We start from the raw sequence: 24,190 nt of genomic DNA, 5'->3' as shown, positions 1-24,190 counted from the left end.
AGACCGGTCTGAAGCGGCCAGTAGCGCGTCTCCCGTCGCCGCGTCGCCTGGGCGTCACTTCGGTGCCCAGTCCTACGCGCGTCCGCTGGCGGGCCTGGCCACCGTGGTCGTCGTCGCCGTCATCTTCGCCTTCGCGGTGGGTCTGTTCCGGGGCTCCTTTACCGAATCCGTACCGGTGACCGTGATTTCGCAACGCGCCGGCCTGGTCATGAATCCGGACGCCAAGGTCAAGATGCGCGGTGTGCAGGTGGGCAAGGTCGCCTCGATCGAATCGCTGCCCAACGGCCAAGCAGCTATTCACTTGGCGATGGATCCGTCGCAGTTGCACTTCATTCCGAGCAATGTGCTGGTCGACATCGCGTCGTCAACGGTGTTCGGCGCCAAGTCCGTCCTGCTGGTGGAACCTGCTCAACCTTCGACGCAGCGGCTACACAGTGGCCAGACGTTGCAGGGCCAGCACGTCATGGTCGAAATCAACACAGTGTTCCAGCAATTGGTGTCGGTGCTGTCCCAGATCGACCCGCCGAAGCTCAACGAATCACTGGGTGCGCTGGCCCAAGCATTCAGTGGCCGGGGCGCAAAGCTCGGCCAGGCCCTGAGCGATTTGGATTCATTTCTGGCGAGGCTGGAGCCGAGCCTTCCCGCGTTCCGCCATGACTTCGCGGTCTTGCCGGCGGTGTCCAACGCCTATGCCGACGCCGCACCGGACCTGGTGCGGACCGTGTCCAACACCAACCGGATCAGCAAGACGATTGTCGAGGAGCAGCGCAACCTGGATGCGCTGCTGATCAGCGCGATTGGCCTGGCCGACATCGGCAACGACGTGTTGAGTCAGAACCGCCAGCCGCTGACGGATGTGATGCATCTGCTGGTACCGACCACCGATCTGCTCAACGAGTATCACGAAGCGCTCACCTGTAGTTTCGCTGGGCTCATCCAGATTGGGCACGGTGCGCCGTTGTCGGAGCCGAGCATCAACATCTCGGCAAGTCTGACGTTGGGCGCCGAGCGTTATCGGTATCCGACGAACCTGCCGAAGGTTGCGGCGACGGGCGGCCCGCAGTGCGTGGGTCTGCCGAAGCTGCCGTTCAACACGAACCCGCCGCAGCTGATCGCCGATACCGGCGCCAACCCCGTCGGGTACGGAAACCAGCAGACGCTGCTCAACTCCGACCTGCTCAAACAGCTGTTGTACGGGCCGATCGCCGGTCCACCCCGCAACCCGGCTCAGATCGGACAACCCGGATGAGAATGCGCCCCACGCTGATCAGGTTCGGGATCTTCGCGGTCGTGATGTCGATCCTGACCGCTTTCCTGTTCTTCATCTTCGGTCAGTACCGGACCGGTTCGACGAGCGAGTATTCCGCGGTGTTCACCGACGTCTCGCGGCTCAAGCCGGGGCAGTCGGTGCGGGTTGCCGGGATCCGGGTGGGCACGGTCAATAGCGTTTCGCTGCAACCGGACAAGAAAGTTGTGGTGAAGTTCGACGCCGACCGCAACATCGCCCTCACCGAGGGCACCCGGGCGGCGGTCCGTTACCTCAACCTGGTGGGCGATCGCTACCTCGAGCTCATCGACGGTCCCGGCTCGCCCAAGCTGCTGGCCGCCGGTGGTCAGATTCCCGTCAACCGCACCCAGCCGGCGCTTGACCTCGATCTGCTGCTGGGCGGACTGAAACCCGTGACCCAAGGCCTGAATGCGCGCGACGTGAACGCGCTGACCTCAGCGCTGTTGCAGGTTTTCCAGGGCCAAGGCGCTACCCTCGAGTCGCTGTTCGCCAAGACGACATCGTTCTCAAACGCCTTGGCGGACAACGATCAAACCGTGCAGCAGCTGATCGACAACCTCAACGTCGTGGTCAGCACGGTCTCCAAGGACGGCAAACAGTTCTCTGGCGCGGTCGATCGCCTCGAGCAGCTGATCAGTGGGCTGTCGGATGACCGCAACACCATCGGATCCGCCATTGACGCCCTGGACAGGGGAACCGCCTCACTGGCCAGTCTGCTGTCCAGCGCGCGGCCGCCGCTTTCGGGCACCATCGCGGAGTTGAATCGGCTGGCTCCGATACTCGATGGCGACAAGGACCGCCTCGACGCCGCGATCCAGAAGGCGCCGAACAACTACCGCAAGCTGGTCCGACTCGGCGTAGCCGGCGCTACCATCCCGTACTACCTGTGCCAGTTAGAACTGCGCGGGACGGATCTTCAGGGCAAAACGGTGCACGCCAACGTCTTTAGGTCTGAAGCAGGAAGGTGCACGGAACCCTAATGCTGAAGTATCGCGGAGGTGGCCGGGTAAAGGCCGGATTCATCGGCGTCGTGTTAGCGGTGCTGGTGATCCTGGTGGGCCTGTCGCCCGACCGGTTCATTTCATGGGCCACGATGGTCCGCTACCAGGCGCTGTTTTCCGAAGCCGGCGGCATTGCGGTGGGCAACCCGGTCATCGTGTCGGGGATGAAAGTCGGCACGGTGTCCGATGTTTCGCTGCAGCACGGCGACGCTCTGGTGACCTTCACGACGAAGGGCGACGTCCTGCTCGGGTCGGAGACCACCGCGCATATCCGCACCGGCTCGCTGCTGGGCGAGCGAATGCTGACATTGGAGTCCGCCGGCAGCGGCACGATGCACCCGCTGACAGTCATTCCCGTCTCGCGCACGTCCTCTCCTTATTCGTTGACTGAAGCGGTCAGCGACCTGACTTCGGACACCGCGGGAACTAACACCACCGCGCTCAATCAGTCGCTGGACACGTTGTCGGCGACACTCGACCAGCTCGCACCCCAGATGGGGCCGGCCTTCGACGCACTCACGCGGCTATCGCGCACCCTGAACAGTCGCAACAAGAACCTGAGCGACCTGTTCAAGAGTGCCGCCGAAGTCACCAACGTTCTTTCCGAACGCAGCCAGCAGGTCAACAAGCTCATCCTCAACTCCGACTCGTTGCTGCAAGTCTTGGTGGCGCGCCGACAGGAGATCGTGGACCTGCTGGCCAACACGTCGGTGGTGGCCAAGCAGCTGACGGCGTTGGTGCACGACAATGAAGCGACCCTGGCGCCGACCCTCGAGAGGCTGAACAGGGTGCTCGCGATGCTGGAGAAGAACCGCGACAACATCGGCAAAGCGCTGCCGGGCTTAGCGAAATTCCAGATCACGGTCGGTGAAGGCATCGCCAGCATGTACGCCTACTCGGCGTTCGTCCCGAACTTCCTTGCGCCGCAGATCTTCCAACCGTTCTTCGACTACCTCTGGGGCTTCCGCACCTTCGACACCTCTCGCGGTCCCGGCTTCCCCTCGCCGGTACCTCGGTCGCTGGTTCCGTTCCCGTACAACGCAATTCCGATGTGCCCCGGCTGCACCTTGGGCGGACGGGTCGGTGGATCGCAATGACCATCCCGCGCAAAAGACTGGTGACCATCGCGGCGGTCGCCCTGGTCGTGCTGATCGTTGCCGGCGCCGCTGTGCTCGTCCGTAGTGTGTTCTTCGGGCAGAAGACGATCACCGCCTATTTCACCACCGCCACCGCGATCTACCCCCACGACGAGGTTCGGGTATCGGGTGTGAAAGTCGGTAACATCGAATCGATTACGCCGCAGGGCACCCAGGCGAAGATGACGCTGAAGGTCGATCGCGGCGTGTCCATTCCGGCGGACGCGAAGGCGGTCATCGTCGCCCCGAACCTGGTGGCCTCCCGCTACGTCCAGCTCACCCCGGCCTATCGCGATCGCGGGCCGGTCATGTCCGATGGCGCGGTGATACCGGTCGACCGGACAGCGGTACCGGTCGAGTGGGACGAGGTCAAGACCCAGTTGATGAGGCTGGCAACGGATTTGGGACCCAAGAGCGGCGTCTCGGGCACCTCGGTGGGCCGTTTCATCGACAGCGCCGCCAACGCGCTCGACGGTAACGGCGACAAGCTGCGGCAGACGCTCGGTCAGTTGTCCGGGGTCGCCCGGATCCTCGCCAACGGCAGCGGCAACATCGTCGACATCATCAAGAACCTGCAGACCTTTGTCGGTGCGTTGCGGGACAGCAACATCCAGATCGTGCAGTTCAACAATCGCCTGGCCACGCTCACCAGCGTGGTCAACGACAGCAAATCCGACCTGGATGCGGCGCTGACAGATCTGTCGACCGCGGTCGGTGAGGTGCAGCGATTCATCGCCGGGACCCGCAACCAGACCAGCGAGCAGATTGCCAGGCTGGCCGACGTCACACAGAACCTGGTTGATCACCACATGGCCCTGGAGAACATTTTGCACGGCGCGCCGAATTCGCTCGGCAACTTCTTCAACGACTACAACGCCGACACCGGAACCATCGTCGGCGGGTTCGGATTGATGAACTTCGCGAATCCCACCTGGGGAGGACAGCTGCTGCTGTCGGCTCCGGGCTGCGACCAGATCGGCGCTATCGAGAACGTCACCGCTGTCGAATCGGGCAAGCTGTGCGCCCTGTTCCTCGGTCCGGGATTGCGACTGCTGAACTTCAACAACTCGCCACTGCCGATCAACTTCATTCTGCAGAAGTCCATGGACCCGTCCAAGATTCTCTACACCGAACCGCGCCTGGCGCCCGGCGGCGAGGGCCCGAAACCCGGACCGCCCGAGATCCCGCCCGCGGTGTCGGCCTACACCGGCCTACCGGGTGATCCGGTGGGACCGCCGGGAGCGGTGCCACCGGAGCGGATACCGGGTGCGGCGATGCCGCTGCCGCCCCCGCCGTCGACGCCGATGCCCCCGCCGCCACCACCGGCGTCGAATCTGTCGGACATGCTGCTGCCACCCGAAGGGCCACAACCATGATCGCGCGGATTGCGGTGCGACGGGCGCTCGTCGTCGGTAGTTGTGTGGCGTTGTCGGTGTCGGGATGTGCCTTCCATGGCCTGAATTCGTTGCCGCTGCCCGGTGCGGTCGGGCGTGGGCCGGGCGCCAACATCTACCACGTCGAACTGCCGAATGTTGGCACGATGGAATCGAATTCGCCGGTGATGGTCGACGACGTGGTCGTCGGCAGTGTCGGTGAGATGCGGGTGCAGGGTTGGCATGCCGACGTCGAGATCTCGGTCAAACGCGATGTGGTGGTCCCGGCCAATGTGGTGGCCACCGTGGGGCAGACCAGCCTGCTGGGTTCGATGCATGTGGAGCTCAATACGCCGCTGGGCCAGCAGGGAAGCGGACGGCTGCAGCCCGGCGCCACGATTCCGTTGAGCCGCTCGACCGCGTATCCGTCGACCGAGCAGACGTTGTCGTCGCTGGGCGCGGTGGTCAACGGCGGCGGCCTGGGGCAGATCGGGGAGGTCATTCACAACTTCTCGGCCGCCCTGTCCGGGCACGAAGGTGCGGCGCGTGATCTGCTGACGCGTCTGGACACGTTTGTCGGGACGCTGGATCAGCAGCGCGACAACATCGTTGAGTCGATTCAGGCACTGAACCGGCTGTCGGGCACCTTCGCCGCGCAGCGCGACGTGTTGACCGAGGCGCTGCATAAGATTCCGCCCGCCCTTGATGTGTTGATCAAGGAGCGCCCGCGGCTGACGGAGGCGTTGGATCACCTGCGGGCGTTCAGCAACACGGCGTCCCGGTTGGTCAACGACGCACAGGACGATCTGGTGAAGAACCTCAAAAACCTGGAGCCGGCGATCAAAGCGCTCGCCGACGTCGGACCCGAGTTCGGCATGGCGATCGCGGCCGGTTTCGTGTTCCCGTTCACCCAGAACTTCGTCGACCGCGCCGTCCGCGGCGACTACTTCAACCTGCACGTCGACCTCGACCTGTCGATTCCGCGGCTCAAGAAGGGCTTGCTGTTGGGGACGCACTGGGGCCAGCTGGACATGCCGGTCCCACCGGAGCCCGGGGATCCGTATCGGATGAACTACACCCTCGATCCGTTGCACGACCCCGTGCGGCCGCCGTGGATCGATCCCAATGCGCTGCCGCTGCCCGCGCCGCCGCCGGGGTTCGGTCCCCTGCCCGGGCCGGCGCCGGCACAGACGCCCGATGCGAGTCTTGGTCAAACGCCGCCGCTGCCCGGCCCGGCGCCGACGGGAGGTGGCGGATAGATGCTGACGCGCTTCGTTCGGCTCCAGCTGTGGATCTTCACGATCGTCGGGACGCTCGGCGTGATCGCGATGGTCCTGTTCTACATCCAAGCGCCGACCCTGCTGGGCATCGGCCGGATGACGGTGACGCTGGAGCTGCCGGCCACCGGCGGCCTGTATCAGTTTTCGAATGTGACCTACCGCGGGGTTCAGCTCGGCAAGGTCACTTCGGTGGGTTTGACGCCGACCGGTGCGAAAGCGACGCTGTCCCTTAACACTTCACCCAAGGTCCCCGCGGACCTGACGGCGGAGGTGCTCAGCGTCTCCGCGGTGGGTGAGCAGTACGTGGACCTACGGCCGAAAACCGATTCGCCGCCGTACCTGCATGACGGCTCGGTGATCGCCGCGCGCGACACGACGATTCCGCAAGCGGTCGGCCCGATGCTCGAGCAGCTCAATGCCTTGGTCGGCAGCATCCCGAAGACCAAACTCGGCCAGTTGCTCGACGAGACCTTTCAGGGTTTCAACGGTTCGGGTTACGACCTGGGCTCACTGATCGATTCGTCGGAGACACTGTCCCGCGACTCCAACAGCGTCGTCGATCGCACCAAGGCACTCACCGAAGACACTGGGCCGCTCTTGGATACGCAGGAGCAGACCACCGATTCGATCAGGACGTGGGCACGTAGCTTCGCAGGAATCTCGGATGTGTTGGCGAACAACGATTCCCACTTCCGCACCATCCTGCGAAACGGTCCAGATGCCGCGAACGAAGCGTCCGCGCTCCTCGACCAAATCAAACCGACTCTGCCGGTGTTGCTTGCCAACCTGACCACCATCGGGCAGATCGGCGTCACCTACCATCCTTCGATCGAGCAGCTGCTGGTATTGCTGCCGTCGGCGGTTGCTATCGAACAGGCCGCTCAGGGCGAAAACCATCCCGACGGTAAAGCCATGGGTGACTTCGCCCTAACGATCGACGATCCGCCTATCTGCACGGTCGGCTTCATGCCACCCAACACCTGGCGATCCCCGGACGACCTCAGCGACATCGACACCCCGGACGGTTTGTATTGCAAGCTTCCGCAGGATTCGCCGATGGCGGTCCGCGGCGCGCGCAACTATCCCTGCATGGGTCACCCGGGTAAGCGCGCGCCCACCGTCGAAATCTGCAACAGCGACAAGCCTTTCATGCCGCTGGCGATGCGCCAGCACACGCTCGGCCCCTACCCGCTGGATCCGAATCTGCTGTCCCAGGGTGTGCCGCCCGACGACCGGATCACCGGCGACAGCAGAATTTTCGCCCCGGTGCAGGGGACGCCGCTGCCGCCGGGAGCGGTGCCGCGCGGCACACCCGCAGGCCCGCGGGGAGAAAATCCACCGTCGGGAACGGTAGGAGCGGCAGTACCTCCGGTGCCGTCGTCGGGGCCAACGCTGAGACCCATATCGCCGATGTCGGCGGACCTTCCGACTTTCGCGCCACTCGATGTTCCCGCACCGGGCGAGCTTCCGGCAGCACCGCCGCCGGCACCGGCACCACCCGCGGCCCCCGCGCCACCGGATCAGGGCGACGGTCCACAGCCGCAGGCCGCGCCAAGTGCGTTCGGAGCCAACGGATCTAAGCCCGCGCCGTCGATCGTGGTGGCAAAGTACGATCCGCGCACTGGTCGTTATGTCGGTCCGGACGGAAAGTTGTACGAGCAGTCGGATCTCGCGCCCGCGAAAGCGCCCAAGACCTGGAAGGACATGCTTCCCACCTGACGCCACCCGAGGTGGCCCGGGCTGGGAGGCGAAGTGGCAGTGGAGCTACGAGCGCCCGGTCAGGAGACTTGATCCAGGCGCAACGGCATCGCGATATCGAGCCACTGGTTCTGCCCACAGGCACCGCTTGGCCCGACCGTCTTGTCCTTGCCGGACAAGGTCCGCGATCCGATTTGAAATCCCCCGTTTTCGTTTACCGGGAAGAAAGAGAAGGTCTGCTGTCCGGGGAACGCGGTACCGTCTTCGCACCGCTCCCAATTCGGCACTTCGCGTCTCACCTTCCACATTTCCCCGTCATTGAGATAGAGGGGCGCGGTCCATCCCTGGTCGCTGCGCACCGTTCCATGGCATTCCTGGAATGTGTCGCAAGTCGAGCTGATCGTCCATGTTTGGTAGACCGTCGGCTCGCCGAAGTATTGATCGTTTCGCTGGGCCCAATCGCCGATGGACGTAACGTGATACGTCCCATTGAGGGCCACTTCTTCCTTGGTCGTTGCCTGGGCCGTGGCCGCGGTGCCCAATCCGCCAAATACAGTGGTGGCCACCAGTGTTGCGGTGGTGAGTGCTTTAGCTGAACGCATCAGGTGCTCCTAGAGCGCATAATTCTCGAGCGTTGACGTTACACCGTTTTAGCCGACCAGGTAACGGTTAGGATCGCACTCACCCGACCGGCTCGAATTTCGCGATCAGCCAGGAACCGTTGACCTTTGTCAGCGTCACCACGACAGCACTTTTGTTCTGCGCGGGATCTTTCTTTTGCATGCTGGCCGTGGTCTGGTCGACGAAAATCAGCACGACCGCAGAATCGGGATGCAGATCCGAAATCGCGGCCCGAACCACCTTGGCCGATGCCGTCAGGTGCCCCTCCTTGGCCGTCGGCCCGACGATATCGGTGGTGAATTTGCTGTAGTAGGCCAAAAACTCGCCGGTGAGATGGGATTTCGCTGCCGAGAAATCCCGATCCAAATGATCGTAGGAATACGTCAAGACCGCCACCGCGCCCTCTGACGCCGCCTGGATTGCGCGGTGTGCCGCCGCATCGTCGACCCGCTGATCCGGCCGGTACACCACGATGTACACACCGGCAGCCACCCCCACGGTGGCAACGACCAACGTTGTCGCGATTATCGAACGCCACCTCGCCATCAACCGACGGCCGATCGTTGCCAGCCGGCGCCTGGCTGCCGCTTCGCCGTCGGGCGGAATTTCTGTTTCGTCAGTCGCTGTTTCGGTGCTGCCCGGCGACGAACCATGCTCGACAGTCATGAGAGGTAGTCAATTTTCGACATCTTGAGCTGGCCGTGGTCGCGGTTCAGGGTGACGCTGAGCCGGAACAATGCCGGTGGTGGCTTTTCGTTATCCGGCCCGGTCGCATCGGTTTTCGCCGCCACGAGCACGACTCCTGAATTGTCGCTCAACGATTCGACGGCGACAGCTTCGACGGTGACCTTGCTGCCGATCTTCGAGTCCTGCGCCTTTTTGACCATGAGAACCGAGATCGCCGACAGCTGACCGTTGAGGTCGCCCGTCGTGGCATCGATCATCCGCTGGACGTCCGCCTTGGCATGATCGGGGTCAATCGACATCAGCGCCGTGATCCCTTGTCGGGCAGCACCGGCAAACTCCGCGGCGAGCTGGCGATTGTGCGCTACGGTGCGGTGCTGCCACAGCATGTAACCGCTGGCACCGGCAGATGCGCAGGCGATCAGGATGCCGACGCCAACCGCTATTGCTTTGCGTGTTGGACGGCGGGGCGACTTTGCGCGGCGCCGCTTGGCATCTGGGGATACGCCATCGGTTCCTGCTGCCTGCCGCAGCCGTGCGAGGCGTGCCTTGGCCGCCTCGGCCCGCGCTTCAGCCTCGGCAACTTCGTCTTCGGTGTCCGTTTCCGCTGCGGGCGCCGGGGCCGGAGAGTCGACGTCTGAGCGCGACTGTGGTTCATCGGGATTGGTCATATCCGCCGGGTCACCACAATCGTCGGCGTCGGGGCCGTCCGGATCGTGCACGGAGAGGCAGCTTATCACTTCGGCCGGCGCCCTTGGCCGTCATCGGTCAGCTTCAGTCATAGCTCTTACATGCGGAAATGCGCGCCCGTGAAGGAATGGCGCGCAGTAGCGTTCGGGGTCAGCGCGGGGTTGGCCGTTTCTCGTGCCGGCGATCTTCTCCAACCAGGAGAATTTTCTTTTCAGGTGTGGCAAAGTAATTGGGTGCGATTAATCGTGGCCGTATTTGCCGCGTTGCTCGGCGCTGGTGTGCTGGCGGCGCCGCCGTCCTTCGCCGGGCCCACCGTTTGCGACTACCCCGACTGCACGCCGGGCATCATGCCGCACCAGGTCCTCGGGGCGCCTTGTGACAACACCACCTATTACGCCTTTGGTGTAGCGGATGGTTACGTCTCGTTCGCCTCGCAGCCCGGCCGGCTGATGTTCTGCGGTTCGCCAAGGAGATATCAGCCGCGATGGTTCCGGTCACCTCCGATGGCGGGAGTCAAGGAGGAAGGCGCCAATTGCCAGAACTACCAGAACTACGTGGCACAGGCGCCTGATGGCCTATTCCTGATCTGCTTTGCCCACGACGGCATTATGAGCTGGGTCCGCGCCGACACATAGCCTTACTCGGCGGTTTCTCGATGCAGTCCGAGTAGCCGCCTGATCATGTCGGTAAGCCGCTCGAGCAATGTGTCATCGTCGATGTCAGCCAGCAGCGGATGCATTACCGCGGTGCTGATCGCGCCGGAGAACATGGCCGCCTCGATCCGGCCGTCCAGTCCGGCATCGCTCAGCAGTCCGTCATACAACCGTTCCATAAAGCGTTGAAACGGCTTGTGTTCGGCCAGCAGCCGGACCACGACGGGATCGAACTGCAGCGTGCGCACCAGTCGGCGGTCGCGGACCGCCATTTCAACGACGCTCTCCAGCAGCGCATCCCGCGCTTGCGGTCCGTTGCCGTGCGCCTCGGCGGCCTCCAGCGCGGGAAGCAGCCGTCCGAGCTCGCGCTCGGTCACCGCGATCACGATCTGATCCTTGGTCCGAAATTGGTGATACACAGCAGCTTTGGTGATCCCGACGGCGTCGGCGATCATCTGCAGCGACGTACCGCTGACGCCGTGCTGCGCGAACAGGTCGAGCGCCGCATCGAGTACCCGCGTTCGGGCAGGGCTGTAGTGAACAACTCTCAGCGCTTCGTCGCTGACCGGCTGCCCTGCTGTTCCCACGGGACGAGCCTAGACGACCGGCTATTGACCCGAGGCTAGCCGACCGGCTAGCTTCGGTACGGGCCGAGCGTGGCACGGGGATTTCGTGCCGAAGGGAGTCAGGCGATGACAGACATCGGCGGGGGAGATGCGGCAGGTCGGCGAGCGGCGCCGCGGCCGACTGACGGTGAGGTCATTCTGCTGTGGACATTGCCCGTCACGGTGCTGTTGTGGATCGCCGGCTTCCTGCTGTTTCCGGGCTTCAATCCGCCGATGTCACCCTCGATGCCGGCGGAACAGGTTGCCGCGTTCTACCGGGATCCGGCGCACATCCCACAGATCCGGTACAGCATGATCGTGTTCAACTGGTTCGGCGTGTGCCTCGTCCCGATCCTGGCCTTGATCGTGCTGCAGATCCGCCGCATGGCACATCGGACGCCGATCTTCTCCTACGCGATGCTGGGCTGCGTGGCCGGTGGTCCGACGTTGTTTCTCGTCGCGAACGTCTGCTGGCTGCTGGCCGCATTCCGTCCCGAGCGCAGCCCGGAGCTAACCCAGCTGCTCAACGATTTCGGCTGGATGACCTTCACCATCTTGGTCCCGTTCCTGATCGGCCAGAGCGTGATACTGGCCGTGGCAATCTATTTCGACGATCAGCCGCAACCTGTGTTTCCCCGCTGGGTAGCCCACTTCAACCTTCTCGTGGCCGCCGCGCTGGTGCCCGCGGCCTTTGTCGGAGTGTCACTGACCGGTCCGCTGGCGTGGGACGGCTTCCTGTCGTTCTGGGTGAAAAACGTTGCCATCGGGGTTTGGATCGTCGTGATGGGAGTTGCGTTGGGGCAGAACATTTATCGCGAGCGTGCCGAGAACCGCGGACGCCCAGACGAAATGGTCAACGCATGAGTGCGGTGATCACACCGCCGACCTCGCCGGCCACACCCCCTTCCGGCCCGCTGCATCACCGGCTCGCCTGGCACCTGCGCCACAACCCCAAGCGGGAACTCTGGTTGGCGTGGTGGGTGCTCGTCGTCTTTTACAACCTGTTCTTCCCGGTGTTCTTCATCATCGCGCAGGTTCAGCCGCCACCGGAACCCACCTGGGACCTCGCGACGCAGGTCCACTGGTTCTCCGAGCGCCATCTCGGCATACCCCTTGGTTTCGGCATCATCTTCGCGATCAGCGGCGCGATCGCGACAAACAATGCCCTGATCGCATATTCAATGCGGCGCATGTCGGTCAGTCGCGCGTTCGGTTACTCGTATCTGATCATCTACTCGCTCAGCGTGGTTCCCGGCATGATCCTGCTCAACATCGCGCTGCTCGTCGGGACGTTGCGACCGGAGCGCAACCCGGAATTGATCGGCTGGCTCTACGACTTCGCCTTCCTGTCGTTCGACGGAACGATGGGAGTCTTCCTGATCGGCTCGCTGATCTGGATGGTCGCGATCCTGCTCGACCGGAATCGGGTGTTCCCCAAGTGGTTCGGTTATCTCAACCTGTGCAACGCGCTGACCGAGGTCGTCGTCGCCCCCTGCTGGATCTTCCGCCGGGGTGTGTTGGCCTGGGACGGCGAGATCGCTTGGTGGCTCGACATGGTCGTGTTCGGCATCTACCAAGTCACCTTCGTCGTCATGCTGTACCGGATGATCCGGCGCGAAGACTTCGGCACCAGGCAGATGCCGGACTTCCCGCGTAAGAAGGCCGTTGTGCGATGACCGATCTCACGACCGACCTCACCGACAAGGACCAACAGGCCCAATTCGTGCCCGGTCAGCCCGACATGTGGGCATTCGTATTGTTCGAGACCCTGGTTTTCACAGGCTATTTCGGCTTCTACTTGTTCTCTCGCGCCCGTAGCGCCGAGCTTTTCATACCCGCACAGGCACACCTGGACCTGCGCATCGGAGTTTTCAACACCCTCGTCTTGCTGCTGAGTTCGTGGTCGGTTGCGCGGTGTGTTCAGTCGTCACGCGCCGGCGAGTACCGGGCGGCGCGGCGAGATGTCTTCATCACCGCTGCATTGGCCGCGGTGTTCCTCTTCGTCAAGGTGTGTGAATGGGCGAGGCTGGTCAATAGCGGAAACGGGTTGGACAGCAACGACTTCTTCACCTACTATTTCTTCCTCACCGGAATTCACTTCGTCCATCTGCTGATCGGCTTCGTCGTCTTGGGCGTCATCGTTTACCAACTCCGAAGTGCGGCAACAAGACCGCGGGAATCCCAGGAAATCGTCGAGACGTGCGCGACCTACTGGCACACGGTCGATTTCCTGTGGGTACTCATCTTCGCGCTGCTGTACGTGGTGAGGTGAGCGTGAAATTCAACAAGCGGTTACTGATCGTGTGGGTGATCCTGGCGTTGCTCACGCTCGGCTACCTGTGGATAGACCGCTCGGCAGCGGGGCAGGCCGGGTCGCTGAAGTCCAGCGCGGTGGTGACAGTGAGCGTCATCGTGATAGCACTCATCAAGGTGCGCATCATCTTTCGTGAGTTCATGGAGGTGCGAAGCGCACCGGTCCTGCTGTGCCGACTGACCGACGCCTGGATCATGCTGATGGCCGTCGCGATGCTCAGCTGCTATTTCGTCGGAATGCGGCTCGCGTAGTACCCGCGAAAAAGTGCGTCAGGCCACGGGTGCGACCGCGTCCGCGGTTGTGAACGACAGGTGCAGTTCGCTCAAGCCCCGCAGGATGTACGTCGGCTCGTAGCTGTAACGACGCTCGGCGGCCGGCCCGTGATGGGCTTCATCGATCTCGATGTGCGGCATCCGGTCCAGGATGCGTTCGATCGAGACCCTGCCCTCCACGCGGGCGAGTGGTCCGCCCGGGCAGGAGTGCACGCCGCGGGCAAACGCCATGTGCTCGCGAACGTTCTTGCGGCGCAAGTCGAACTGGTGCGGGTTCTCGAACCGCCGCGGATCGCGATTGGCCGCGCCCGGCAGGATCATCACCACGGTGCCGGCCGGAATGTCGACACCACCGATGTTGGTGTCGCGGACGGCAAGTCGAGAGTCGCTCTTGACGGGGCTTTCCATGCGCAACGATTCCTCGATGAACGCGGGGATCAGACTGCGGTCTTCTCGAATCTGTTGCTGGATGTCGGGCCGGTCGCCCAGGGCTTGCAGGGCGGCACTGAGTAGCTTGGCCGTGGTCTCCTGGCCGGCGGCGAAAAGGAAGGTGGCCGAACGGACCACCTCGATCACCGGCGGGGTCGAGCCGTCCGGGTACTTCGCCTCCGCCAGGAAGGTCAGCACGTCGCCGCGCGGTTCGCGCCGCCGGTCCTCGATGTAGCTGCAGAACTTGTCGTCGAGCCACTCCAGCGGGTTAATGCCCACCGACTCGTGGTCGAGGGCGCCGACGCGCGCCTCGGGACGGTCGGCGCCGAGCACGGCGCGGAACTCCTTGTGGTCGTCCTCGGGCACGCCGAGCAGATCGGCGATCACCAACGTGGCGAACGGCTTTGAGTATTCGGCGATGAATTCGCATTCGCCGTTGTGCAGGAACTCGTCGAGCTGCCGATCGGCCAGGCGCCACATGAACTCCTCGTTCTGCTTCAGCCGGCTCGGCGTCAGCAGCTTGGCCAGCACTGAGCGAGCCTTGGTGTGGTCCGGTGGGTCCATCGTGACCATGTGCTCGTGCATCGGAAAGTAGCTGCGGTGCTCGTCGATCAGGGGCCTGATGTCGCCGCCCTCGGGGGTGAAGGGCAGCGGGGGGAACGGTCCGCCGAGCGCGACGATGTTGGAGAACGTTTCCGGGGTTTTGTAAATCTCGGTGGCTTCCGCGTAACCGGTGACCGCGACGACTCCATGGTGTGGCAACCGCAGCACGGGGTTTTCGCTGCGCAGGTAGTCGAAGTAGGGGTGCGGATCCGGGACCAGAGACTGATCGGTGAAGAAGTCGATCGACTCGTAGTTGCTCATAGATGGCGTCTTTCTGGGCTGGGGTCTACCGGTGGTTCGGCGGCATGCAGCACCGCCCCCGCTTTCGGAATTCTGCTGAGCACCTGCTTAGCACGGCAGTAATGTCGTGGTCAAGGACACAACGCCGCGTCGCGCTACGATTCCCCTGTTCGGCAGGTGAGCGTGGACAGGACGGAGCAGCGGCATGAGCACGGCCCCCAGTCAGGCCCGCAGGATCGGGGCGCCGGACGCCAAGAACCGCGGCCTGCTGCTCGACGCGGCCGAACAATTGATGATCGAAGAGGGTTACGCCGCCGTCACCTCGCGGCGCCTCGCGAACAAAGCCGGGCTGAAACCGCAGCTGGTGCACTATTACTTCCGCACCATGGAGGAGCTGTTCCTCCAGGTCTTCCGGCGCCGTGGTGAGGAAGCGCTCGAGGCGCACGCAAAGCTGATGCAGTCACCGCAGCCGCTGTGGGCGGTGTGGCGGTTCGGCACCGACCCCGCATTCACCCGCATTTCAATGGAATTCATGGCGCTGGCCAATCATCGCAAGGAGATGCGGGCCGAAATCGCTTACTACGCCGAACGTTTCCGCGAAGAGCAACGGCAAGCGGTGACCGCTGCGCTGCAGAAGTACGGCGTGGATGAGATGCCGCCGGTGGTGGTTGCCGTGCTCATGTCCAGCTTGTCCAGATTCCTGGTGCTCGAAAACGCGGTGGGCATTTCCGCCGGTCACGCCGAAACCGTGGAATTAGTCGAAAGCCATCTGCGTCGGCTCGAAGGCGAGCCGCAGCCGATTCCGGGAATACCCGAGGCCTGGGTGGTTCACCAATTGCGCAGCGAGCAGAGCACGCCCTTGAGGCCGTCCTTGGATACGACGACAACGCCATCCACCGCCAGAACACAGTGAAGCCCCGGCGTGCCGGGCTCCGTGCCCGTGCTGGCCACCACCATCGCGTACGCGTCGGGGTTGGTCATGTCCAGATCGTAGGTCCACGGCGGCTTGCCCGGGCCGAGATCGACATCGACGTGCGGCGTGAACGAGTAAGGGTTGTGGCTGTAATCGGAGAATCTGTCCGGCTGGTGGTCCAGGTAATAGATGTCCGTGTAGATCGGATTCTCAGCGGTGACGGCGTACTTGACGTGATGCATGACCGGGCCGGCGGTCGGATCGGCGTGGGCGCGCGGAGCGTTCGCGGCCAGACCGACCACCGACAACACTGCCATGGTCATCGCCGAACCGATGCTCAGCGGTCTGTTGACGCTGGTACTCATATCGTTCCTCCGGCGGCCGGTCGTGGCTTGGCGTTTCGGTTCACTACCCGCTCTGCGGCCTGCCAGTGCGCGTCGGCAACCCACAAATGTGCAAAAGATGCTATCGCCTCATCGGGCGAAACACCGCTGATTACCCGTTTTATCTCGGTGGCCGGCTGATTGGCCAGGGAGGCAGCAATCGCACGCCAGCCTTCCTCGAACGAGGCGCGCGGCAACACCGCGTCCACCAACCCGATGCGCTCGGCCTCGGCGGCGTCGACCGTCTTTCCGCTGCCCGCCAGAAGCAGGGCCCTGCTCTTTCCGACGAGGGCGGCCAGCCGCTCGGCGCCGCCCCAGGCCGGCATGATTTCCAGCGTCACCTGATTGAACGCGATCTTGACATCGCTTGCGGCAACCCGGATGTCGGCGGCGACGGCTACTTCGGCGCCGCCACCGAAGGCGTGCCCGTTGAGTGCGGCGATCACCGGTGCCGGGAAGCTCGCCAGCTGGTCGCAGATGGACCGCATCCGCTTTGCCATCGCGGTGGCTTCCGCAATGGTGCGCAGCGCGCTGAGCTCCTTGAGGTCACCGCCGGACACGAAAGCCTTGTCGCCGGCGCCCCTGATCACCAGCGCCCGAGCACCGGCCGCGGCATCGAGCGCCTTCTCCAGCTGGTCCATGGTGTCGAGCGCGATCGCGTTGCGTGCGTGAGGGCGGTCGATGGTGAGCACCGCAAGCCCGTTGTCGAGCTCCAAGTCCAGCATGCGTTAGTTGCTCCTCGGAAGAGGGTCGATATTGGCATTCTCGTTCGGCGAGAATAACATCATCGCTGCAGGCCGAAGGGGTTTGTACATCGAGGATAGAGGTGGCCCGTGCAGGACAGAATCGTCGTGACGGCCGTCGCGGTGCTCGCTGTGGCCGGCCTCGGGGCGTGCACGTCGCGACCGGCCACCCAAATCTCTAGCTCGGCGTCGGTGACCGTCAACGGTGATGACGCGAATTTTCACGTCGTGCAATGCGGTCAAGTGCAATGGACCCGGACGATCGACATCGGCGGCAAGTTCGCCGGAGCCAAGATCATCATCGACGAGGGGGCGCAACCGCCGTCTGCCGAGTCGGTACGCATCCAAAATCTGGGCGGGTTCACCGGGATGTACGCCCGGGGCGACGGCCCCCGCGCCGACATGAGCATGTCGGGAGACAAGTTCACGATTACCGGCACCGCCAACGGCTTCAAGACCGACAAACCGAACGAAGCAACGTCGGCGACTTTCAAGATCATCGTGTCCTGCTGACACCGCGCGTGGCGATCACCACTGGGGTGCACGTTTGCGATGCGGGCCCAGTAGAGAATAGTATTCTCACAAATCGCGAAGGAGGATCTCATGGGCCAGTTGTCGCACAAGGTGGACGTTCCGTTTCCGATCTTTGACGCGGATAACCATCTCTACGAGCCGCCGGAGGCGCTGACCAAGTTCCTGCCCAAGGAGTACAAGGACTACGTCCAGTACGTGCAGATCAACGGTCGCACCAAGATCGCCATCCGCGGCCAGATCAGCAATTACATTCCCAACCCGACCTTCGAGGTCGTCGCCCGGCCGGGCGCCTGGGAGGAGTACTTCAAGTACGGCAACCCGGAGGGCAAGAGCAAGCGCGAGCTGTTCGGCGAGCCGATGCGCGCGATCCCGGCGTTCTTCGAACCCGGCCCACGGCTCGAGACGATGAACGAGCTGGGCCTGGACAAGACGCTGATGTTCCCGACCTTGGCCAGCCTGCTGGAGGAGCGGCTGCGCGACGATCCGCTCGCTATCCACGTGCTGGTCCATGCGCTGAACGAGTGGCTGGACGAGGTCTGGGGCTTCAACTACCAGAATCGCATCTTCACCACACCGGTCATCACCCTGCCGATCGTCGAGAAGGCGATCGAGGAACTGGAGTGGGCGGTCAAGCGCGGCGCCCGCGCCATCCTGGTTCGCCCGGCGCCGGTCCCCGGCTTCCGTGGTCCGCGGTCATTCGCGGTGCCCGAGTTCGACCCGTTCTGGGAGCGGGTCGTCGAGCACGACGTGCTGGTGGGCATGCACTCTTCCGACAGCGGCTACTCCCGGTACACCTCGGAGTGGGACGGCGCCGACCAGGAGATGCTGCCATTCCAGACCAACGCGATGGGCATCCTCAACGAGTGGCGGCCGATCCAGGATTCGGTGGGCTCGTGGGTGATTCACGGCGCGCTCTACCGCCACCCCAAGCTGAAGGTCGCGATCGTCGAGGCCGGCTCGAAGTGGATGACCCCGCTGCTGGACGGCCTGGCGGAGGTCTTCCGCAAGGCCCCGGAGGCTTTCCCGAGTGACCCGGTCGAGATGGTCAAGAGCCGGATCCACGTCAGCCCGTTCTTCGAGGATGGCATCGACGATCTGGTCAAACTGGTCGGTGTGGACCAGGTGCTCTACGGTTCGGACTGGCCGCACCCGGAAGGCCTGGCGGAGCCGACCTATTACATCGAGGCGCTGTCGCACCTGAAGCCGGAGGATCAGGCGAAGATCATGGGCGGCAACCTCGGTCGGCTCGTCACGGTGTGACGTCCCGCCGCCGGCCAATCGGGCCTGAGTGGCAGACAATCCCCGAGATGGTCTTGAGCGCGGCGGACCGCTTCGGCGATGCGGAAGCAGTTGTCGACGGTCCGCTGCGCTTCGCCTTCACCGAAATTGTCGACCGAATCCGTTGCGCCGCCGGCGCATTCGCAGAACTCGGTGTTGACAAGGGTGACCGCGTCGCCGTCTGGGCGCCCAACTCGGCCGAGTGGATCATCGCCGCGTTCGGGTTGCTCACCGCGGGCGGGGTGCTGGTGCCGGTCAACACGCGATTCAAGGCCGAAGAGGCGGGTGACATCATCGCCCGCAGTGAAGTCAAGGCCGTCCTGGTGCAGAAGGGGTTCCTGGGCCAGGACTACACCGCCCCCGCGGGGACGCCGGTCATCGATGTGAAGTCCGACTTCCTTTCCAGCGGTTCGCCGTTCGAGCGGGCGGTGAGCGGCAGCGACATCTCGGACATCATCTTCACGTCGGGCACGACCGGCCGTCCGAAGGGCGCGATGATGAACCATCGCCAGACGCTGCGCATGTACGAGGAGTGGGCGACACTGGCGGATCTGCGCGAGGGCGACCGTTACCTACAGATCAATCCGTACTTCCACACGTTCGGCCTCAAGGCGGGGCTTGTCACGTCCTTCCTGCGCGGCGCGACGATGCTTCCGGTCGCCGTATTCGACGTCGATACCGTGGTGGATCTCATTGCGCGCGAACACATCACGATGCTGCCCGGCCCGCCGACGTTGTATCACTCGCTGCTGACGGTGCAGGACAAGTCCAAGTTGTCGACGTTGCGGGCAGGCGTGACCGGCGCCGCGGACATCCCGGTCGAGCTGGTCCGTCGCATCCACGACGAACTGCCGTTCGAAACGCTGATGACCGGCTACGGACTGACCGAGGCCGGCAACGTCACCCTGTCGCTGCCGGGCGATTCCTTCGAGGACGTCGCCACCACCGCCGGTGTGCCCTGCGCCGACGTCGAGGTGCGCATCGCCGACGACGGCGAGGTGCTGGTTCGCGGCTACGGCGTCATGCAGGGCTACCTCGACGATCCCGCGGCCACCGCGCAGGCGATCGACGAAGACGGCTGGCTGCACACCGGCGATCTCGGCAACCTCGACCCGGCCGGTCGGCTGCGCATCGTCGGCCGCAAGAAGGACATGTTCATCGTCGGCGGGTTCAACGCCTACCCGGCCGAGATCGAAGGCTTCCTGCTGAGTCACCCCGCCGTCGCGCAGGCCGCGGTCATCGGCGTGCCCGACGAGCGACTCGGACAGGTGGGTAAGGCGTTCGTGGTGCTCGACGGTGCCGTGGGCGCCGACGAATTGATCAGTTGGTGTCGCGACCGCATGGCGGGCTTCAAAGTCCCACGCGCGGTACAGTTCCTTGATTCACTCCCACTCAATGCAACCGGCAAAGTGATGAAGGACCAACTTCGTTGACCGACGGCGATATCCACTCGATGGTGATTGCGTCGGATTATCGCGTTCCGGATCCCAGCCGGGTGTGGCCGCTACTCGAGCGAAACAAGTCGGCCCTCTCCGAGATCGGCGCACACCACGTGCTCGTCTACACATCAACGCACGACTACGGTCGCGTGCTCGTGATGATCGGGGTGCACAGCCGTGAGCCGATCGTGGAACTGCTCCGATCGCGGGTGTTCTTCAACTGGTTCGACGAGGCCGGTGTTGAAGACATCCCCGCGGTCTTCGCCGGAGAGATCATCGACAGGTTCATCCCGGCACCATCGTCGAGCTCGGCGGTGCCCGGGGTCGTGGTGGCCGCCATCGCATCGGTCGACGATGTGCCGGCGCTGACGGCCGGCGTCAACTCGGCGCTAGACCGGTTCGCCGCGGCCGGTATCCGAAAGACTTGGATATTCCAGGCTTTCGACGACAATCACGAGGTGTTGATCCTGCAGGAATTTCCCGACGAATCCAGCGCGCGGCAGTGGATCGAGCATCCGGACGCCGCCGCCCAGTGGATGTCGGGCGCGGGAGTCGGTCCGTACCCGCCGCTGTTCGTCGGCCAGTTTGCCAACATCATGCGCATCGAGGGCTAGCGAGCAGTCCGCTCGATGTCGCCACCTTTCAGCGGCGCCTACTGCCGTCCGGCGACATCGGCTGCACGAGTTCGACCAGCAGCGGGGGAATTTCCATGCGGGGCAACACCACTTCGACAAGCACCATGCGGTCCTGATGCCCTGCCGCCGCGGTCAGCGCGTCGTCGAGTTCGCCGTAGGTTTGCGCGCGGAACGCGAGGTGGTTGGCCACGCCGAGCGCGTTGGGGATGTCGGTCCAACTCCAGCTGGCGATGTCGTTGTAGGGCGCCGTCTCTCCGTGGATCGCCCGTTCGACCGTATAGCCGTCGTTGTTGACCACGACGATGACGGGCGACAGCCCTTCGCGAAAGAACGTGCCGAGTTCCTGCACGGTCAGTTGCGCGGCGCCGTCACCGATCAACAACACCGACCTTCGGTCCGGGTGCGCTACGGCCGCGCCGAGCGCCGCGGGCAACGTGTAACCAATTGAGCCCCAAAGGGGTTGGCCGATGAATGTGACCCCCTTGGGTAGCCTGTGGTCGGCCATCCCATAGAAGGAGGTGCCCTGATCGGCGAGCACCACGTTGCCCGGTGTGAGCGCGTTGCACAGCCGGTCCCACACCATCTCCTGGGTCAGTGCCTGATCGCGCCCAGGCGCGGGGGCCGAGGCCGCGGGCTGGTGGCCCGCTGCCGGCGTGACGGGTGGTGAACTGGTTGCGCGCCCCGTCAGGATCTCGGCCAGCGCCCCGAGCGCGGCGCCCATTTCCAGCGGCGCGAACACCTCACCGGCCACACTGCTCTGATACTGCCCGACGTCGATGGTCCGGGTGGAGTCGATGTGTTGGCTGAAGAAGCCGCTCACCATGTCGGTGAACACCACCCCGGCGGTGACCAACGCTGGTGCGTCCTCGATCGCGGCACGCACGGCGGGCGCGCTGGCCGCGCCGGCGTAGATGCCGAGGTAGTTGGGTGCGCTCTCGTCGAGAAGGCTCTTGCCCCACATCAGCGTGGCGTAGGGCACCACGTCGGCGTTCAGTAGCGCCTCGAGTTCCTTGACCGCCTGTAGCCGATGCACCAGCAGGTCGGCCAGCACGGTCAGCCGGTTGTCGCCGATGAGTTCGCGGGCCGCGTCGATGAACATCGACAGCGCGCGCGGACTGGTCCCGCCGGTGTAGCGGGGCAGCGGCGCCGCAGGCGGTTCGGTGGGGAAGCGTGCCACATCGGTGGACAGCAGGATGTAGCCCGGCCGCTTCTGCTCGCGCACCTCGCACAGCACCCGGTCAATCTCCCGGCATGCCGTCGCCGGCATGAGATTGGCTTGAGCACAGGTGATTTCACGGCTGATGCGGAAGAAGTGCTCGAAGTCGCCGTCACCGAGCGAATGGTGCAACGCCCGCCTGGTGCCCTGGGCGTCCTTGGAGGGGCCACCGACGATGTGCACCACCGGGACATGCTCGGCGTAGCTGCCGGCGATCGCATTGGTCGCCGAAAGCTCCCCCACGCCGAATGTCGTTACCACAGCGGCCATTCCGCGCAGCCGGCCATAACCGTCGGCGGCGTAGCCGGCGTTCAGCTCGTTGGCGTTGCCCACCCACCGAATCCGTGGATGCGCGACGATGTGATCGAGGAATTCCAGGTTGTAGTCGCCGGGGACGCCGAAGATCTCCGAGACGCCAAGCTCGGCGAGACGGTCCAACAGGTAGTCGCCGATGGTGTAGACAGGATCCGCGGGCCCGGCCGCCGCGTCTGGCGTGGTAGCAGTCACGAAGTCGACGTTACGCTGGTCGAAAGCGCTCCCCGCCGGGCGTGGTTTCGCTATCGTGCGGGCCATGGCGATCAACGAAACCCGCGAAGTTGTCATCGAAGCCAGCCCCGAAGAGATCCTCGACGTCATCGCCGATCTCGACTCGGTGACCGAATGGTCGCCGCCCCACCAGAGCGTCGAAATCCTGGAGCGTGACGCCGACGGGCGCCCCACCAAGGTCAAGATGAAAGTCAAAGCCGCGGGCATCACCGACGAGCAGGTGGTCGAGTACTCGTGGGGCGACAACGAGGTGAGCTGGACGCTGATCAGCTCCGGTCAGCAGCGCTCCCAGGATGCCTCCTACAAACTGACGCCGAAGGGCGACGCCACCCTGGTCAAGTTCGAGCTCAGCGTCGATCCCGTGGTGCCGTTGCCGGGCTTCGTGTTGAAGCGCGCCATCAAAGGCACCGTCGATACCGGGACCGAGGGCTTGCGCAAGCGGGTGCTGCAGGTGAAGAAGGGTAAGTAGCCGCCGTGACCGGCGCGGGACCCCTGGCCGGGATCAAAGTCATCGAACTCGGCGGCATCGGACCCGGGCCCCACGCGGGCATGATGCTCGCCGACCTGGGTGCCGACGTGGTGCGGGTGCGCCGCCCCGGCGGCGCGGCGATCGCAAGCGCGGCGAAGCCGGGCGAGGCGGGTCGCCGGCAGGCAGTCCCGACGATGCCGGCCGAGGACCGCGACCTGTTGCACCGGGGCAAGCGGATCGTCGACCTCGACGTCAAGACTGACCCGGGCGCATTGCTCGAGCTCGCCGCCAAGGCCGACGTGTTGTTGGACTGCTTTCGGCCTGGCACCTGCGAGCGACTCGGGATTGGACCCGGCGACTGCGCGGCGGTCAATCCGCGACTGATCTACGCGCGGATCACCGGCTGGGGCCAGGAGGGGCCGTTGGCGTCGACGGCGGGGCACGACATCAACTACCTGTCGCAGACCGGAGCGCTCTCGGCGCTGGGCTACGCCGACCGGCCGCCGATGCCGCCGCTGAACCTGGTCGCCGATTTCGGCGGCGGGTCGATGCTGGTGCTCATCGGTATCGCCGTCGCGCTGTACGAACGCGAGCGGTCGGGCCGCGGGCAGATCGTCGACGCCGCGATGGTCGACGGCGTCAGCGTGCTTGCCCAAATGATGTGGACCATGAAGGCAATTGGCAGCCTGCGCGATAAGCGCGAATCGTTTCTGCTCGACGGCGGCTCGCCGTTCTACCGTTGCTATGAAACCTCCGACGGCAAGTACATGGCCGTCGGCGCGATCGAGCCGCAGTTCTTCGCGGCGTTGCTCAACGGGCTCGGTCTGTCACCCGGCGAGGTGCCGGGGCAGCTTGAAAGCGGTTCGTATCAGCAGATGTACGACGTGTTCGCGCAGCGCTTCGCCAGCCGGACGCGAGAGGAGTGGACTCAGGTTTTCGCCGGCACCGACGCGTGTGTCACGCCGGTGCTGACGTGGAACGAGGCCGCCTGCAACGAACATTTGAACGCGCGGTCGACGCTGATCACCGCCCACGGTGTCGAGCAGGCCGCGCCCGCTCCGCGTTTCTCGCGAACGCCGGCCGGGCCCGTCGGACCACCGCCGGCCGCCACCACGCCGATCGACGAAATCAACTGGTAGCAAATTAC

At 64.3% G+C, this 24,190-nt stretch carries 26 protein-coding genes; 18 read left to right on the top strand and 8 right to left on the bottom strand.

Annotation, left to right across the window (positions count from 1 at the left end):
• Positions 1-85 precede the first annotated feature (85 nt).
• From MAAFP003_RS23360 to MAAFP003_RS23335, 6 genes are read left to right on the top strand one after another with little or no spacing between them, the layout of a single operon-like run.
• Positions 86-1,249 (top strand): MCE family protein, encoded by a 1,164-nt coding sequence (locus MAAFP003_RS23360; protein ID WP_243394223.1) that lies wholly within the window; start codon positions 86-88, stop codon positions 1,247-1,249.
• Positions 1,246-2,268, top strand: coding sequence for an MCE family protein (locus MAAFP003_RS23355; RefSeq protein ID WP_096290049.1), 1,023 nt, complete (start codon positions 1,246-1,248; stop codon positions 2,266-2,268). The genes MAAFP003_RS23360 and MAAFP003_RS23355 overlap by 4 nt, the downstream gene beginning before the upstream one ends.
• Entirely contained in the window at positions 2,268-3,386 is a 1,119-nt protein-coding gene (locus MAAFP003_RS23350) for an MCE family protein (protein WP_096290048.1), read from the top strand. Before MAAFP003_RS23355 ends, MAAFP003_RS23350 begins: the two co-directional genes overlap by 1 nt.
• Positions 3,383-4,801 carry an MCE family protein gene (locus MAAFP003_RS23345; protein ID WP_096290047.1) on the top strand — a complete coding sequence of 473 codons (1,419 nt, stop codon included), beginning with the start codon at positions 3,383-3,385 and terminating at the stop codon, positions 4,799-4,801. Before MAAFP003_RS23350 ends, MAAFP003_RS23345 begins: the two co-directional genes overlap by 4 nt.
• Positions 4,798-6,057, top strand: a complete 1,260-nt coding sequence (locus MAAFP003_RS23340; protein WP_096290046.1) for an MCE family protein — start codon at positions 4,798-4,800, stop codon at positions 6,055-6,057. The genes MAAFP003_RS23345 and MAAFP003_RS23340 overlap by 4 nt, the downstream gene beginning before the upstream one ends.
• Positions 6,058-7,797: an MCE family protein gene (locus MAAFP003_RS23335; RefSeq protein ID WP_096290045.1), complete on the top strand. Its 1,740-nt coding sequence runs from the start codon at positions 6,058-6,060 to the stop codon at positions 7,795-7,797. It begins immediately after the preceding gene.
• A 59-nt stretch (positions 7,798-7,856) separates the two neighbouring features.
• Here the strand turns inward: MAAFP003_RS23335 and MAAFP003_RS23330 are convergent, their stop codons facing one another.
• The 3 genes from MAAFP003_RS23330 to MAAFP003_RS23320 all read right to left on the bottom strand — a co-directional run bounded on the left by MAAFP003_RS23330 (position 7,857) and on the right by MAAFP003_RS23320 (position 9,803).
• Complete coding sequence (locus MAAFP003_RS23330; RefSeq protein WP_096290044.1) at positions 7,857-8,378, bottom strand: Rv2253/PknI dimerization domain-containing protein; 522 nt, start codon at positions 8,376-8,378, stop codon at positions 7,857-7,859.
• 79 nt (positions 8,379-8,457) lie between these two features.
• The gene (locus MAAFP003_RS23325) at positions 8,458-9,063 is read right to left on the bottom strand and encodes a hypothetical protein (protein ID WP_096290043.1); all 606 of its coding nucleotides are present in this window, start codon (positions 9,061-9,063) and stop codon (positions 8,458-8,460) included.
• Entirely contained in the window at positions 9,060-9,803 is a 744-nt protein-coding gene (locus tag MAAFP003_RS23320) for a hypothetical protein (protein ID WP_096290042.1), read from the bottom strand. Before MAAFP003_RS23320 ends, MAAFP003_RS23325 begins: the two co-directional genes overlap by 4 nt.
• A gap of 213 nt (positions 9,804-10,016) precedes the next feature.
• Here MAAFP003_RS23320 and MAAFP003_RS23315 point away from each other — a divergent pair, with 213 nt between their 5' ends.
• Complete coding sequence (locus tag MAAFP003_RS23315) at positions 10,017-10,406, top strand: hypothetical protein (RefSeq protein WP_096290041.1); 390 nt, start codon at positions 10,017-10,019, stop codon at positions 10,404-10,406.
• 2 nt (positions 10,407-10,408) lie between these two features.
• Here the strand turns inward: MAAFP003_RS23315 and MAAFP003_RS23310 are convergent, their stop codons facing one another.
• Positions 10,409-11,011 carry a TetR/AcrR family transcriptional regulator gene (locus MAAFP003_RS23310; protein WP_096290040.1) on the bottom strand — a complete coding sequence of 201 codons (603 nt, stop codon included), beginning with the start codon at positions 11,009-11,011 and terminating at the stop codon, positions 10,409-10,411.
• A 105-nt stretch (positions 11,012-11,116) separates the two neighbouring features.
• Here MAAFP003_RS23310 and MAAFP003_RS23305 point away from each other — a divergent pair, with 105 nt between their 5' ends.
• From MAAFP003_RS23305 to MAAFP003_RS23290, 4 genes are read left to right on the top strand one after another with little or no spacing between them, the layout of a single operon-like run.
• Entirely contained in the window at positions 11,117-11,893 is a 777-nt protein-coding gene (locus tag MAAFP003_RS23305) for a hypothetical protein (protein WP_096290039.1), read from the top strand.
• Positions 11,890-12,705 (top strand): hypothetical protein, encoded by an 816-nt coding sequence (locus MAAFP003_RS23300; protein ID WP_096290038.1) that lies wholly within the window; start codon positions 11,890-11,892, stop codon positions 12,703-12,705. Before MAAFP003_RS23305 ends, MAAFP003_RS23300 begins: the two co-directional genes overlap by 4 nt.
• Positions 12,702-13,301 carry a cytochrome c oxidase subunit 3 gene (locus MAAFP003_RS23295; protein WP_096290037.1) on the top strand — a complete coding sequence of 200 codons (600 nt, stop codon included), beginning with the start codon at positions 12,702-12,704 and terminating at the stop codon, positions 13,299-13,301. Before MAAFP003_RS23300 ends, MAAFP003_RS23295 begins: the two co-directional genes overlap by 4 nt.
• Positions 13,298-13,594 (top strand): cytochrome C oxidase subunit IV family protein, encoded by a 297-nt coding sequence (locus MAAFP003_RS23290; RefSeq protein WP_096290036.1) that lies wholly within the window; start codon positions 13,298-13,300, stop codon positions 13,592-13,594. Before MAAFP003_RS23295 ends, MAAFP003_RS23290 begins: the two co-directional genes overlap by 4 nt.
• 18 nt (positions 13,595-13,612) lie before the next feature.
• On the opposite strand, the gene MAAFP003_RS23285 is transcribed toward MAAFP003_RS23290, so the two are convergent.
• A complete protein-coding gene (locus MAAFP003_RS23285) occupies positions 13,613-14,908 on the bottom strand; it encodes a cytochrome P450 (RefSeq protein ID WP_096290035.1) in 1,296 nt (431 codons plus the stop codon).
• Positions 14,909-15,092: 184 nt separating this feature from the next.
• On the opposite strand from MAAFP003_RS23285, the gene MAAFP003_RS23280 reads away from it, so the two are divergent.
• Entirely contained in the window at positions 15,093-15,800 is a 708-nt protein-coding gene (locus MAAFP003_RS23280; protein WP_096290034.1) for a TetR/AcrR family transcriptional regulator, read from the top strand.
• Here the strand turns inward: MAAFP003_RS23280 and MAAFP003_RS23275 are convergent.
• Both MAAFP003_RS23275 and MAAFP003_RS23270 read right to left on the bottom strand, forming a co-directional pair.
• Complete coding sequence (locus MAAFP003_RS23275; RefSeq protein WP_423790952.1) at positions 15,716-16,123, bottom strand: hypothetical protein; 408 nt, start codon at positions 16,121-16,123, stop codon at positions 15,716-15,718. The genes MAAFP003_RS23280 and MAAFP003_RS23275 overlap by 85 nt on opposite strands.
• Before the next feature lie 38 nt (positions 16,124-16,161).
• Positions 16,162-16,908: an enoyl-CoA hydratase/isomerase family protein gene (locus tag MAAFP003_RS23270; RefSeq protein ID WP_096290033.1), complete on the bottom strand. Its 747-nt coding sequence runs from the start codon at positions 16,906-16,908 to the stop codon at positions 16,162-16,164.
• A 108-nt stretch (positions 16,909-17,016) separates the two neighbouring features.
• On the opposite strand from MAAFP003_RS23270, the gene MAAFP003_RS23265 reads away from it, so the two are divergent.
• The 4 genes from MAAFP003_RS23265 (at position 17,017) to MAAFP003_RS23250 (ending at position 20,791) form a co-directional block, all read left to right on the top strand.
• A complete protein-coding gene (locus MAAFP003_RS23265) occupies positions 17,017-17,439 on the top strand; it encodes a lipoprotein LpqH (RefSeq protein WP_096290032.1) in 423 nt (140 codons plus the stop codon).
• A 90-nt stretch (positions 17,440-17,529) separates the two neighbouring features.
• Positions 17,530-18,720 (top strand): amidohydrolase family protein, encoded by a 1,191-nt coding sequence (locus MAAFP003_RS23260; RefSeq protein ID WP_096290031.1) that lies wholly within the window; start codon positions 17,530-17,532, stop codon positions 18,718-18,720.
• A gap of 47 nt (positions 18,721-18,767) precedes the next feature.
• Positions 18,768-20,171, top strand: coding sequence for a FadD3 family acyl-CoA ligase (locus MAAFP003_RS23255; protein ID WP_243394181.1), 1,404 nt, complete (start codon positions 18,768-18,770; stop codon positions 20,169-20,171).
• Positions 20,168-20,791 (top strand): fatty-acid--CoA ligase, encoded by a 624-nt coding sequence (locus MAAFP003_RS23250; RefSeq protein WP_096290029.1) that lies wholly within the window; start codon positions 20,168-20,170, stop codon positions 20,789-20,791. The genes MAAFP003_RS23255 and MAAFP003_RS23250 overlap by 4 nt, the downstream gene beginning before the upstream one ends.
• Before the next feature lie 28 nt (positions 20,792-20,819).
• On the opposite strand, the gene MAAFP003_RS23245 is transcribed toward MAAFP003_RS23250, so the two are convergent.
• Positions 20,820-22,535 (bottom strand): alpha-keto acid decarboxylase family protein, encoded by a 1,716-nt coding sequence (locus tag MAAFP003_RS23245; protein ID WP_243394180.1) that lies wholly within the window; start codon positions 22,533-22,535, stop codon positions 20,820-20,822.
• Positions 22,536-22,599: 64 nt separating this feature from the next.
• On the opposite strand from MAAFP003_RS23245, the gene MAAFP003_RS23240 reads away from it, so the two are divergent.
• Together MAAFP003_RS23240 and MAAFP003_RS23235 are read left to right on the top strand one after the other, a co-directional pair.
• Positions 22,600-23,043: an SRPBCC family protein gene (locus tag MAAFP003_RS23240; protein ID WP_096290027.1), complete on the top strand. Its 444-nt coding sequence runs from the start codon at positions 22,600-22,602 to the stop codon at positions 23,041-23,043.
• Between the two features lie 5 nt (positions 23,044-23,048).
• The gene (locus MAAFP003_RS23235; RefSeq protein ID WP_096290026.1) at positions 23,049-24,182 is read left to right on the top strand and encodes a CaiB/BaiF CoA transferase family protein; all 1,134 of its coding nucleotides are present in this window, start codon (positions 23,049-23,051) and stop codon (positions 24,180-24,182) included.
• Positions 24,183-24,190: the final 8 nt, after the last annotated feature.

The organism is Mycobacterium ahvazicum, assembly GCF_900176255.2.
Lineage (GTDB): Bacteria > Actinomycetota > Actinomycetes > Mycobacteriales > Mycobacteriaceae > Mycobacterium > Mycobacterium ahvazicum.
This window is presented reverse-complemented; position numbering and strand designations above follow the sequence as displayed.

Bases quoted from the DNA above. Each gene is read 5' to 3' on its own strand.
- MAAFP003_RS23260 (WP_096290031.1), top strand. From the start codon at position 17,530: ATGGGCCAGTTGTCGCACAAGGTGGACGTTCCGTTTCCGATCTTTGAC.
- MAAFP003_RS23300 (WP_096290038.1), top strand. From the start codon at position 11,890: ATGAGTGCGGTGATCACACCGCCGACCTCGCCGGCCACACCCCCTTCC.
- MAAFP003_RS23285 (WP_096290035.1), bottom strand. From the start codon at position 14,908: ATGAGCAACTACGAGTCGATCGACTTCTTCACCGATCAGTCTCTGGTC.
- MAAFP003_RS23350 (WP_096290048.1), top strand. From the start codon at position 2,268: ATGCTGAAGTATCGCGGAGGTGGCCGGGTAAAGGCCGGATTCATCGGC.
- MAAFP003_RS23330 (WP_096290044.1), bottom strand. From the start codon at position 8,378: ATGCGTTCAGCTAAAGCACTCACCACCGCAACACTGGTGGCCACCACT.
- MAAFP003_RS23305 (WP_096290039.1), top strand. From the start codon at position 11,117: ATGACAGACATCGGCGGGGGAGATGCGGCAGGTCGGCGAGCGGCGCCG.
- MAAFP003_RS23325 (WP_096290043.1), bottom strand. From the start codon at position 9,063: ATGACTGTCGAGCATGGTTCGTCGCCGGGCAGCACCGAAACAGCGACT.
- MAAFP003_RS23335 (WP_096290045.1), top strand. From the start codon at position 6,058: ATGCTGACGCGCTTCGTTCGGCTCCAGCTGTGGATCTTCACGATCGTC.
- MAAFP003_RS23275 (WP_423790952.1), bottom strand. From the start codon at position 16,123: ATGACCATGGCAGTGTTGTCGGTGGTCGGTCTGGCCGCGAACGCTCCG.
- MAAFP003_RS23255 (WP_243394181.1), top strand. From the start codon at position 18,768: ATGGTCTTGAGCGCGGCGGACCGCTTCGGCGATGCGGAAGCAGTTGTC.
- MAAFP003_RS23280 (WP_096290034.1), top strand. From the start codon at position 15,093: ATGAGCACGGCCCCCAGTCAGGCCCGCAGGATCGGGGCGCCGGACGCC.
- MAAFP003_RS23340 (WP_096290046.1), top strand. From the start codon at position 4,798: ATGATCGCGCGGATTGCGGTGCGACGGGCGCTCGTCGTCGGTAGTTGT.
- MAAFP003_RS23295 (WP_096290037.1), top strand. From the start codon at position 12,702: ATGACCGATCTCACGACCGACCTCACCGACAAGGACCAACAGGCCCAA.
- MAAFP003_RS23270 (WP_096290033.1), bottom strand. From the start codon at position 16,908: ATGCTGGACTTGGAGCTCGACAACGGGCTTGCGGTGCTCACCATCGAC.
- MAAFP003_RS23355 (WP_096290049.1), top strand. From the start codon at position 1,246: ATGAGAATGCGCCCCACGCTGATCAGGTTCGGGATCTTCGCGGTCGTG.
- MAAFP003_RS23345 (WP_096290047.1), top strand. From the start codon at position 3,383: ATGACCATCCCGCGCAAAAGACTGGTGACCATCGCGGCGGTCGCCCTG.
- MAAFP003_RS23240 (WP_096290027.1), top strand. From the start codon at position 22,600: ATGGCGATCAACGAAACCCGCGAAGTTGTCATCGAAGCCAGCCCCGAA.